Source organism: Salinicoccus siamensis, assembly GCF_055391965.1.
Map to the genome: position 1 here is coordinate 340,902 of NZ_AP043765.1, position 11,530 is coordinate 352,431.

The window sequence follows — 11,530 nt, forward strand, 5'->3', positions numbered from 1 at the left end:
GGTGTCGAGTATGATTTCATTTCCAAAACCGGCAGTAGAACAATTCTTCTCCTCCTACAACATCAACAATTTTACGGTGAGCCCCGATGGAAAGAGGGTGCTGTTCAGCACGAACCTCGATGGTAAAGTAAACATCTGGGCCATGGATGAGCCGGATACATACCCTTACCTTTTTGGGAAAAAGGACGAGGCGGTCAGCTTCATCAAGTTCGATCCCAAGAACCGCTATGTGCTCACTGGATACGATAATGATGGAGATGAGAACTTTCAAATCTATGCGTTAAGTCCAAAGGGTGGTCTGCCCGAGCCACTGATCACCGGCAAACGGGATGAGAAGTTCTTCTTTTCCAAGACATCGAGGGACGGTGATAAGATATACTATGGCACTTCCAAAGGGAACGAGAATTACTTGAATACAGCTGTCTATGATCTGGAGAATGGAGAGAGCCGGCTTCTGCACGAAGGGGAGGACGCCCCCACCTATCTGGTGGATATATCAGCTGATGAGACCAACAGTGCCTACCTTCAGGTACTGTCCAATACGTATATGCTCGGCTTCATCAAAACATCTGCAGGAATCGATTACATTACACCTGACGAAGGCGTTGCCCATACCGTCAGTGGGATGACGTTTGTGAAAGATGATGAAGTGTGGTTTGCCACCAACTACGGCAGTGAATATACTTATCTGGCTAAATATAATTTGACGGATAAGGTATTTTCGAAAGTGATGGACTTCGGCAAGGAGTCCGTGGAAGGTCTGCAGTTCGACAGGCACCACAACATGCTCTACATCCACACAGAGCAAGGCGTTTCAGATCGGTTGTATTATTACGACTTGAACCATGATATGTCAGATGAAATCAAAGCGCCTTTTGATGTCATACGTCAACTCTCCGTCACAAAGGACGGTACACTATACGCACTTGGAGGCAGCGCCACGGAGCCTTTCAACATCTGGAAATATAATAAGGAAAAATGGAGTGCGCTGACAAAAAACCATGTGCCGGGGGTCACCTCCAGAGATATGGTGGAACCTGAAAGCATTTTTTACGAATCTTTCGACGGCCTCGAAATAGAAGCCCTGCTATTTCGGGCGAAGGAAGAAAACCGTAATGGCTACACGATATTCTGGCCGCATGGGGGGCCTCAGGCAGCAGAACGCAAATTTTATCGTGCGATGTTCCAGATGCTGCTGAACAGAGGGTATAACATATTCTGTCCCAACTTCAGGGGCAGTACCGGTTATGGTGCCACGTTTGTGACATACGTCGAACAGGACTGGGGAGAAGGCCCGCGGTTGGATAATATAGAAGCAATTAAATGGTTGTTTGATAATGGTATCTCTTCACCCGACACACTTTTCCTTGTCGGTGGCAGCTACGGGGGGTATATGGCACTTCTGCTTCATGGCAGGCATCCCGAGTACTTTAAGGCTGTAGTCGATATATTTGGGGTGTCGAACCTGTTTACTTTCTATAATTCAGTGCCGGATCATTGGAAACCAATCATGAAGCGTTGGATAGGAGATCCGGAAGAGGATAAGGAACGGTTCGAAAAAGATTCACCGATCACTTACCTCGATACGATGTCACGCCCTATGCTTGTCATCCAAGGGGCCAGGGACCCGCGCGTCGTCAAAGAGGAATCCGATCAGATTGTAGAAAAGTTACGTGATGCAGGAAGAGACGTCGAATACCTTGTCTTAGACGATGAAGGGCACGGCTTCTCCAAAAAAGCCAATGAGATAAAGGTGTATGAAACGATGTTGCGGTTTTTGGAGTCGCATCAGTGAGGTTTGTTCCTCGCTAATAGACAAGAGTATTTTTAACTCAACAATGGTCATGAACATTAATGAAAATGAAGAATACCCCGTAGAAAGGTCGTTGACCGCACTACGGGGTATTACTAATTAATGGATGAAGTTGTGGCTCGCTGCACTGCTTGCACTGACTGTTCTGGTTGTTTTGTTTCCAACGCCGCCGGACCAGTTCATTTCTGAAACCACGATTGAGCCATCAGCGTTCACCGCTTCTACAACAGCCACGTGGCCAAAGGAATACGAGCCGTTTTGGAAAGCAGCAGATTGCATGATTGCCCCTACGGACGGAGTGTTGTTGACCTGTAGGCCTTCGCTACGCGCAGCACTCGCCCAATTTTTTGCATCGCCCCATGAATTGCTGACAGATGCGCCCATTTCTTTACGTCTTTCGAAGACATACCATGTGCAGTCTCCAGTCATATAGTAGTTGCTGCCGTATGAACCGGACGCAACTGAAGGTGCTGGAGCCTGTGGAACCGGAGCTTGGACTTGAGTTGTTTCTTGTGAATTTACGTTCTGAGTCGCAACTTCATTATTGCTGGTATTTTCAACTACTGCAGGTGTTTCTTGAGATGATTGATTTACATTTTGGTTGTTTTCATTAGCAGATTGTTGAACATCTTCTGTTCTATTCTGATTTGAAGTTTGGGCAACATTAGATGATTCTTTCTCATTATTTTGATTTGCAGGCTGGGTTGCGGCTTGCTTCGGCTCAACCTGTTGGCTTGCATTATCTGAATGGGTTGTCTGGACAGACTGCTCTGCAGCTTCCGTGTTGTTCTGACTTTGTTCAACAACAGCTGGTGCTTCTTTTTCATTATTTTGGTTTGATGGCTGGGCTTCAGTTTTCTCTGCTTCGACTTGCTGGTTTACAGTGTCAGCCTGACCCTGTGTGTCCGCTGCATTACTTTGTGTTGTTGCCTCTGTTACAACAGGTGCTTTTTGTTCAGCTGGAACGGCGTCTGCAGAAACAATCAGCGTTTTGCCTGCGTAGATCATATCGGAAGACAAGTTGTTCCACTTCTTGATCTGTTTATAGTCGACATTGAATTTCTGGCCGATTTTGTAAAGCATGTCCCCACTTTTAATTGTATATATACCTTGATTGTCTTCTTTAACGTGCGTTTCTTCTTTCTTCTCATCCATTTCAAGAACTTCCCCAGGGACGATCAGGTCACTGGAAAGGTTGTTCATTTCTTTTAGGTTTGATACGGAAGTGCCGTTTTCGTTAGCGAGCCCCCACAGCGTATCGCCGCTCTCAACGGTGTAGTCGGCGGCCGAAACGTTATGTGATGCAACTCCTGTGAGTGTAGTTACTGTCGCAATTGATAGCAATGTTTTTTTCATGATAAGACAAACTCTCCTTGAAAATTTTTTCGTCCACGACTAAAACTGTTTCTTAATTGAGGTGTATTTATATGTATCATTGAAATATATCCAGGATGGAACGGTTAAAGATTCATGGCGATTCACAATTAGAAATTCTAACACGAATTGTAGCTTTATTGTTAAATGTCATATATATGTAACTGTAAAGAAAGACTTGAAATATACTGTAATATTCAACAACTGTCTAAAAAGTCTCTAAATATCCCGTTCCAAAAAAGTTGTTAATGCCCGTCTATTTGGGTATTGTCTAAAAAGGGGGATGAGCCATGGTACGAAACAAGGGGAGACATGATGGGACGGAGTATCCGCTACAGAGGAATGAGTACTGGTACGGTTTCTTGTTCGATATGTTTTTGGAATCACTGGTCCTCATCTTCCGTCTCATCGTAAAGGTATTCAGCATATTGTAGAGGGTGAAATTATGCATATCGCGATTGCGGTAAGTACAGGAATTTTATTTTTGTTGCTGATCGGCATCGGTTTTGACAATTGGCCGATCGGCGTTGGTGCCGGTTTGTTCTTTGCTGTGACGAACTATTTAGTATTCAGGCAACAGGAGAACAATAGATGAATCCAGAAGAAAAACGTCTGGATTCATTTTTTAGTCATTACATGTATAAAGCGCACATTTAGTTTGATTGCGTATAATATGATCTGAAGATTCTGGTGGCGAATAGTATAGGGTAGTGGCCCTACATCAAGAATATGCCATTTATGGCTGACGAAAGAAATAACCAGGCCTTTATGACCTGGCTTTTTAAAATTGACTTTAATACCCATAGGGGGTATAATTTAATTATAATGAATAGGATGTGATCACTATGGGTGAACATATGCATGACTACACCGTCGTTCCAAGGACGGATGAAGAGAAGGCGAAGACGCTCAACCGCCTCAAGCGGATTGAAGGGCAAGTGCGCGGTATCCAGAAGATGGTGGAGGAAGATCGGTACTGTGTCGACATATTGGTCCAGATCAGTGCCATCCAGTCAGCGCTTAAAAATGTGGGATATTCAGTGACGGAACGTCATATGAATCATTGCGTGACAGATGCAATCAATAAGGGAGAAGGAGAGGAATCAATAAAAGAATTGATGGCTGTCCTTAAACAATTTTCAAAATAGGGGGTGTCAGACGTTGAATGATGAGAGACATGTCGAATTGAACGTAACAGGCATGACTTGTGCCGCCTGTTCGAACCGCATAGAAAAGGTTCTGAATAAGATGGACAATGTTGAGGCCTCAGTCAACCTGACTACGGAAAAGGCAAGCATCAATTTTGATGGGGGACTTGTTGATGTTGGTGACCTCACCAGCAAGATTGAGAATCTCGGCTACGGGGTCGAGATGGAACATGCTGAATTCGATATAACGGGCATGACATGCGCCGCCTGCTCCAATCGGATTGAAAAAGTGCTCAATAAGCAGGAAGGGGTCAGCTCGGCGACAGTCAATCTGGCGACAGAAAATGCGGTTATCGAATATAATCCTAATGTGCTGAGCGAAAAAGATCTGATAGGCCGTGTCGAGAAACTCGGCTATGGTGCAGAGCCGAAGCGAAGTGCAGAAGACAAAGTGGATGCAAAGGATAGGCAGCTGAACCGGTTGAAGATCAAATTGATCATCTCTGCATTGCTTTCCGTTCCATTGCTCATAACGATGCTTGACCACCTGTTCGGCATCCAGCTGCCAAGTCTGCTGATGAACCCATGGTTCCAGCTGGCGATCGCGACACCGGTGCAATTCATCATAGGGTGGCAGTTCTATGAAGGAGCGTACAAGAATCTCAAGAGTGGAAGCGCAAATATGGATGTCCTTGTGGCAATGGGCACCAGCGCCGCCTATTTCTATAGTGTGTATGAGACAGGAGTCTGGGCAACGGATCCGACTCATAGTCCGCACCTTTATTTCGAAACAAGCGCTCTAATCATTACATTGATCCTTTTCGGTAAGTATCTTGAGCACAATGCCAAATCCAGGACGACGACTGCTATTTCCAAGCTGCTTGATATGCAGGCAAAGCAGGCACGTGTGATAAAAGAAGGTAAGGAAGCCATGATTCCGGTTGAGGATGTCGTGGTTGGAGATCGCATTATCGTCAAACCGGGTGAGAAGATACCGGTTGATGGGCAAGTTGTCAGAGGCCGGACTTCAGTTGATGAATCGATGATCACCGGTGAGTCCATTCCAATCGAGAAGGAAGTTGAGAATGGGGTTGTGGGCTCCACATTGAATGTGAACGGTACGATTGAATTTGAAGCGACACGAGTAGGTAAGGATACCGCTCTCGCTTCCATCGTCAAAGTAGTCGAGGAGGCACAGGGCAGGAAGGCACCGATCCAGAGGATGGCGGATGTCATTTCAGGATATTTTGTGCCCATAGTTGTTGGGATTGCTGTCCTGACGTTCCTTGTCTGGTATATTCTCGTCCAGCCAGGCAACTTTGAACCGGCATTGATCGCCTCGATAGCAGTGCTGGTCATCGCCTGTCCATGTGCTCTGGGGCTTGCGACACCAACTTCCATCATGGTCGGAACCGGCAAAGGGGCAGAGAATGGCATTCTCTTTAAAGGTGGGGAACACCTTGAAAAGACCCATTCATTGGACGTCATCATCATGGATAAGACCGGAACCATCACAAAAGGCAAGCCGGAAGTCACCGACTTTTCTGGTGATGATGAAGTGCTCGCTCTGCTTGCTGCAGCTGAAAAAGGCTCAGAGCATCCATTGGCTGAAGCAATAGTTGCACACGCAACAGAGCGGGGCATCGATATTCCAGAAATGGATGATTTCACTGCCATACCGGGCCATGGCATCGAGGCAACGGTAGAAGGCAGGAAAGTACTCGTCGGTACACGCAAGCTTATGACTGACAATGATATTGCCGACGACAACATCACAGAGGAAATGACCCAGTACGAATATGATGGCAAGACAGCAATGATTGTAGCGGTAGATGGTGAAATCAAAGGTATCGTAGCGGTTATGGATACTGTTAAAGAAAGTGCTGCAGAAGCAATAAGGCAGCTGCAGGAAGATGGCCTTGAAGTCGTCATGCTCACCGGGGATAATACCCGCACGGCAGAAGCAATAGGCAGATCGGTCGGAATCGACCAGGTCATTGCAGAAGTATTGCCAGAACAAAAGGCGGAGCAAGTCAAACGCTTCCAGGAAGCGGGCAGGACGGTAGCGATGGTCGGTGACGGCATCAATGACGCGCCGGCATTGGCTACAGCGGATATCGGAATCGCCATCGGTACAGGCACGGAAGTGGCGATAGAAGCGGCGGACATCACTATATTAGGTGGAGAATTGACACTCATCCCTAAAGCGGTGAGGTTGAGCCACAAAACAATCCGCAACATCAAGCAGAACCTCTTTTGGGCTTTTGCATATAATAGTGCAGGCATACCAATAGCAGCACTCGGCCTGCTTGCACCATGGGTGGCAGGTGCTGCCATGGCCTTCAGTTCTGTAAGTGTCGTGACGAATTCCTTGAGGTTGAAACGGGTAAAGATATAAAATGAAGATATGCGTAATATGGGAGGAGATTCATAATGGCTCAAAAAACAATAAAAGTTGAAGGTATGACATGTGGACACTGTAAAAGTGCGGTAGAAGGTGCCCTCAATGAACTTGACGGCATCACTTCAGCGAATGTGGATCTTGAAGCAGATAAAGTAGACGTTGAATATGATGACCAGAAAGTGACGGAGTCCTCAATGGTTGAAGCGATTGAAGATCAAGGATATGATGTGAAGTAATGGGATACCCTGTTCCGGCATTCGGAGCAGGCTTTTTTTGCCCAAAATGAATCGGGATATTAAACATTTCCACTTATGAGTGGTAAAATGGTGAAAATAAATTTAAAATAGGTAATTAAGACATTTCTAGGTTTTATATATATGAGGAGGAAAATGAATGATCGTTGCGATCATTATACTGCTGTTTACTTCACTGTTTTTCTCGGGCAGTGAAACGGCCTTGACGGCAGTCAACAAAATGAAACTTCAATCGATGGCGAAAAAGGGCGATGCGAAAGCGGAACGCCTGCTCAGATTGGTTTCAAAGCCGGGCGTATTCATCACCACGATACTCATCGGCAACAATATAGCGAATATCTTGCTGCCTACATTGGTAACTACATTGGCGCTTGAATACGGCATCAGTATAGCGATCGCTTCGGCAGCTTTAACCATTACGATCATCGTCTTTGCGGAGGTCATACCCAAATCGGTGGCGGCAACGTTCCCGGAGCCGATTGCCATGCGTGTGGCACCCATCATCATGTTCTTTGTACTGATATTGAAGCCTGTGACGGTAGTGTTGAATTGGTTGACGGATACCATTGCGCGACTGTTGTCGAAAGGTGAATTGAAGGGTGCAGCCACCGTCTCGAAAGATGAACTCCGTGCGATCGTGGATATCGCGGATTCGGAAGGTATGCTTGCCAAAGATGAATCCTACCGGATCAAGGGGGTACTTGATTTCAGGCATCTTAATGTCAAAGACGTCCTGACTACTCCGCGGACGGAGATGGAAGCCATTTCCGCAAATGCATCGTTTGAAGAGGTCAGGGATTTCGTCATTGAGAATATGTTCACCCGTTATCCGATCTATGGTGAAGATATGGATGATATAATCGGTGTCTTCCATTCCAAATATCTTCTTCAATGGTCGGTGGAACCTTCAAAGACCTTGTTGGATTACTGTGATAATGATCCCTTGACCATCCATGAATTCCAACCCGTTGAATATGTGCTCAGGAAAATGACCAAGGAAAGGCGGCATATGGCCGTCGTGATTGATGAGTTCGGCGGTACGGAAGGAATACTTACCCATGAAGATATCATAGAAGCGATGCTTGGTTTTGAAATAGAAGATGAAACGGATCTTCGCAACGATGCACTCGTCGAAAGCCTTTCGGATGAGGAAATTGTCTGCGACGGCAAGATTACCCTTCACCGCCTCAACTCCATTTTTGATACGGAGATACCGGAAGATGAAGATACCCTTTCAGGATTCCTGTTGAAAGAATTCAATGACTTTCCGGTCGAAGGTGACATCCTTGAGCAGATAGGATTGAAGTTTGAAGTGCTCGTCATGGAAGATCAGATGATCCGTAAAGTCCATATTGTCAAAACAGCGGAGAATGAAGAAGAATGATGGAGGGAAATGAGTATGAAGATTGCTACGATCGGAACGGGTTTCATCGTAGACCGTTTTCTTGATGCAGTCCGTCAAGTGGAGGGTGTGGAGGCTACAGCCGTCTATTCACGCCGGACGGAGACGGCCGAGGCATTTGGACAGAAGCATGACATCGGGAGCAGGTTCACGGATATGGATGCCATGCTCAAGGAAGAGGCGCATGATACTGTCTATATCGCATCGCCCAATAATCTACATCACGCATATGCCAAAAAAGCCATTGAAGCAGGCAAGCATGTCATATGTGAAAAACCATTCACATCGACAGCTGCAGAATTGAAGGAGCTGATTGACCTGGCCGGGCAGCAGGACGTCTTCCTGTTTGAAGCAGTGACAGGCATTCATCTGCCACACTTTAAAGCAGTTCAGGAGAATATGCGGCGGATAGGGGACATCAGAATCATCCAGGCCAACTATTCGCAGTACTCGAGCCGCTATGAACAGTTGAAGCATGGTCAGGTGACCAATGTCTTCAACTTGGATTTTTCCGGTGGCGCGCTTGCTGATCTTAATATATATAATCTCCATTTCGTCATCCGGTTGCTCGGCCGCCCGGACGAGGTAGCCTATCTGCCGAATAAGCATGATAGCGGAGCCGACACTTCGGGTGTCTGTGTACTCAAGTATGATGGTTGTGTTGCATCATGCATCGGCTCAAAGGACACGACAACGGATAATAGTGTGCTGTTGCAGGGGGACAAGGGCTATGTCCGGGTCAATGGCTCTGCAAACATCATGGATTCTGTGGACGTAATCACAGAAGAAGGTAAGGCGCATATTGATCTGGGGCAAAATGACAATAATATGGTGGCGGAACTTGAAAACTTCAGGGATATGCTCTCATCGAAAGATCGGGGAACTGCTGCTGAGCTGCTGGAGCATTCCATGAATGTGATGGAAGCATTCGAAGCGGCAAGAAGCAGTGCTGATATAAAATATCCTGCGGATGAAAAATAGGATGACGGGTGGGGGTATAGAGCCTCCCCCCCCCCTCAAATAAAGGACGGCCTGCAAATCTTGATTTCTGAGATTTGCAGGCCGTCCTTTATTTACGCACTTATCCAACTGTCATGTGATTACTACGGCAGCATATGGCCAGCTGCTTTGTAGATCTGATACCATTCTTCACGGGAGAGTGATACATCAGGTGCTTTCATGATCTGTGATAGCCTATCGGTATTCGTGGTGCCGATGATCGTCTGCATATTTGCCGGATGCCTCAGGATCCATGCAACTGCAATCGCATTTTTCGTCACACCATGTGCCTCTCCGACTTGTTCCATGACTTCATTCAGTGTTTTATACTTAGGGTCGTCCATAACGATGCCATCAAAATATCCGTAGTGGAATGGAGACCATGCCTGGATGGTCACATCATTCAGACGGGCATAGTCGAGCATGCCACCGTCGCGGTTGGCTGCACCTTCAAACGGCGTATTCGTCTGCATGTTGCTGTTGATCATGTGTGGTGCGGCCACACCGAATTGGATCTGGTTGGTAATCAGCTTCTGATCAACATATTTTTGAACGAAATCGAATTGGCGGGCGTTGAAGTTACTCAGACCAAAGTGTCTGACTTTGCCACTTTCCTGCAGACGATCGAAAGCCTCGGCAATCTCTTCGGGCTCCATGAGTGCATCGGGCCGATGGAGCATGAGAAGATCGAGATATTCGGTATCAAGCCGTTCCAGTATGCCATCGACGGAATCCAGTATATGGGATTTTGATAAATCGTAATATTCGCCTGATTTATCGCCTTCCGGAGTGGAATTGCGGATGGCGCACTTGCTCTGAATGAGAATATCTTCTCTTTTTATGCCAGATTTCAGAGCTTTGCCGAATTTGTGTTCGCATTCACCTCCACCATATATATCTGCATGGTCGAAGATATTGATGCCGGCCTCCATTGCTGTACTGATGTGACGATGCAAAGCGTCGTCTGTCATACCTGCAATACGCATGCAGCCAAGTACTATTCTTGATGCATCAAGATCTGAACCACCTAATTTTATTTTATCCAAATTAATCACCTCGCCACTATTTTATCACAATCTATTCGAAGTACCGTGAATCTTATTGACTTTGAAATTTGGTTTGAATATTCTAGAAGAAGGAGGAAGATTTTCATTTTCACTAAATATACATAATTTCAGGGGGTAGCATCAGATGAATTCTGTATTCAGACGTTTGTTTTTCCTATTCTCGCTTGTGGCATTGGCAGTCGTCGCAGCATGTGGCAGTGACGGGGCAGAAGACACAGCACAAAACGACGGGGAAGGTCAGGAAGGGGAAGTGGAGACACTCTCCATGGGCTTCATTCCTTCAAGCGATGCCGGAAATATCGCAACTACCGCAGAACCGTTGGAAGAATTCCTGAGTGAAGAGCTCGGAATCGAAGTGAAGGCCGAAGTGATGGTCGATTACAGTGGACTGATAGAAGCGATGCGTACACAGCAAGTTGATATCGGTTTCCTCGCACCATTCAGTTTTGTGCAGGCTGAAGAGCGGGCGGATGTAGAAGTCATATTGAAATCCATCCGGAATGGTTCCGAATCATATGCAGCACAATACGTGGTGAATGCGGATTCCGACATTGAAGACATCGACGACCTGGTGGCTACAGAAGATCTTGTATGGGCATTCCCAGATACATTGTCGACTTCAGGTTACCTGTTCCCGGCCATGCAGTTGAAGGATAAGGGTGTTGATGATCTGGAGAACCATTTTGATCAATTATCTGTAGGGGGACACGATAACGCGATCACTCAAGTTTATGATGGCCAAGCCGATTTCGCAACGACATTCGACGACGCCCGTACGACGGTGGAAGAAGATCTGCCTGACGTGATGGATAAGGTGAAAATCATCGGCCACACAGAGGATATCCCAAACGATACGATTTCTGTGCGCTCTGAATTACCGGACGAGATGAAGGAAAAAGTGACCGAGGCATTCCTCAGCATGAACGACAATGAAGAAGTCTTGGAAACGATGTACGAAATCTATGAATGGGACGGCGTTGCAAAAGCTAGCTCAGAAGACTATGATATCGTCCGTGAAGTCTATGCAGAATTCGAAGATCAGCTGAACGAATAATAAGCAAGGGGGCTA

At 46.3% G+C, this 11,530-nt stretch carries 11 protein-coding genes; 9 read left to right on the forward strand and 2 right to left on the reverse strand.

Translation table 11 applies throughout. From position 1 onward, the window contains the following. Positions 1-10: 10 nt before the first annotated feature. Positions 11-1,795 (forward strand): S9 family peptidase, encoded by a 1,785-nt coding sequence (locus ACZ5LF_RS01715; protein ID WP_380570336.1) that lies wholly within the window; start codon positions 11-13, stop codon positions 1,793-1,795. 117 nt (positions 1,796-1,912) lie between these two features. Here the strand turns inward: ACZ5LF_RS01715 and ACZ5LF_RS01720 are convergent, their stop codons facing one another. Beyond that, the gene (locus ACZ5LF_RS01720) at positions 1,913-3,157 is read right to left on the reverse strand and encodes a LysM peptidoglycan-binding domain-containing protein (RefSeq protein WP_380570338.1); all 1,245 of its coding nucleotides are present in this window, start codon (positions 3,155-3,157) and stop codon (positions 1,913-1,915) included. A 320-nt stretch (positions 3,158-3,477) separates the two neighbouring features. Here ACZ5LF_RS01720 and ACZ5LF_RS01725 point away from each other — a divergent pair, with 320 nt between their 5' ends. From ACZ5LF_RS01725 to ACZ5LF_RS01755, 7 genes are all read left to right on the forward strand, one after another. Continuing rightward, entirely contained in the window at positions 3,478-3,621 is a 144-nt protein-coding gene (locus tag ACZ5LF_RS01725; protein WP_380570339.1) for a hypothetical protein, read from the forward strand. A gap of 11 nt (positions 3,622-3,632) precedes the next feature. After that, the gene (locus ACZ5LF_RS01730) at positions 3,633-3,782 is read left to right on the forward strand and encodes a hypothetical protein (RefSeq protein WP_380570340.1); all 150 of its coding nucleotides are present in this window, start codon (positions 3,633-3,635) and stop codon (positions 3,780-3,782) included. Between the two features lie 250 nt (positions 3,783-4,032). After that, positions 4,033-4,335 (forward strand): metal-sensing transcriptional repressor, encoded by a 303-nt coding sequence (locus ACZ5LF_RS01735; RefSeq protein WP_380570341.1) that lies wholly within the window; start codon positions 4,033-4,035, stop codon positions 4,333-4,335. 52 nt (positions 4,336-4,387) lie between these two features. Continuing rightward, positions 4,388-6,733 carry a heavy metal translocating P-type ATPase gene (locus tag ACZ5LF_RS01740; protein WP_464759820.1) on the forward strand — a complete coding sequence of 782 codons (2,346 nt, stop codon included), beginning with the start codon at positions 4,388-4,390 and terminating at the stop codon, positions 6,731-6,733. 35 nt (positions 6,734-6,768) lie between these two features. Continuing rightward, on the forward strand, positions 6,769-6,975 hold the full coding sequence (copZ, locus tag ACZ5LF_RS01745) for a copper chaperone CopZ (protein WP_380570344.1): 207 nt from the start codon (positions 6,769-6,771) through the stop codon (positions 6,973-6,975). A 157-nt stretch (positions 6,976-7,132) separates the two neighbouring features. Then, on the forward strand, positions 7,133-8,377 hold the full coding sequence (locus ACZ5LF_RS01750) for a hemolysin family protein (RefSeq protein ID WP_380570345.1): 1,245 nt from the start codon (positions 7,133-7,135) through the stop codon (positions 8,375-8,377). Between the two features lie 15 nt (positions 8,378-8,392). Further along, positions 8,393-9,376 carry a Gfo/Idh/MocA family protein gene (locus ACZ5LF_RS01755; RefSeq protein WP_380570346.1) on the forward strand — a complete coding sequence of 328 codons (984 nt, stop codon included), beginning with the start codon at positions 8,393-8,395 and terminating at the stop codon, positions 9,374-9,376. A 122-nt stretch (positions 9,377-9,498) separates the two neighbouring features. Here the strand turns inward: ACZ5LF_RS01755 and ACZ5LF_RS01760 are convergent, their stop codons facing one another. Then, a complete protein-coding gene (locus ACZ5LF_RS01760) occupies positions 9,499-10,440 on the reverse strand; it encodes an aldo/keto reductase (protein WP_380570348.1) in 942 nt (313 codons plus the stop codon). Positions 10,441-10,585: 145 nt separating this feature from the next. Between ACZ5LF_RS01760 and ACZ5LF_RS01765 the strand changes: the two genes are divergently transcribed. Then, positions 10,586-11,515: a phosphate/phosphite/phosphonate ABC transporter substrate-binding protein gene (locus tag ACZ5LF_RS01765; RefSeq protein ID WP_380570349.1), complete on the forward strand. Its 930-nt coding sequence runs from the start codon at positions 10,586-10,588 to the stop codon at positions 11,513-11,515. Positions 11,516-11,530 lie beyond the last annotated feature (15 nt).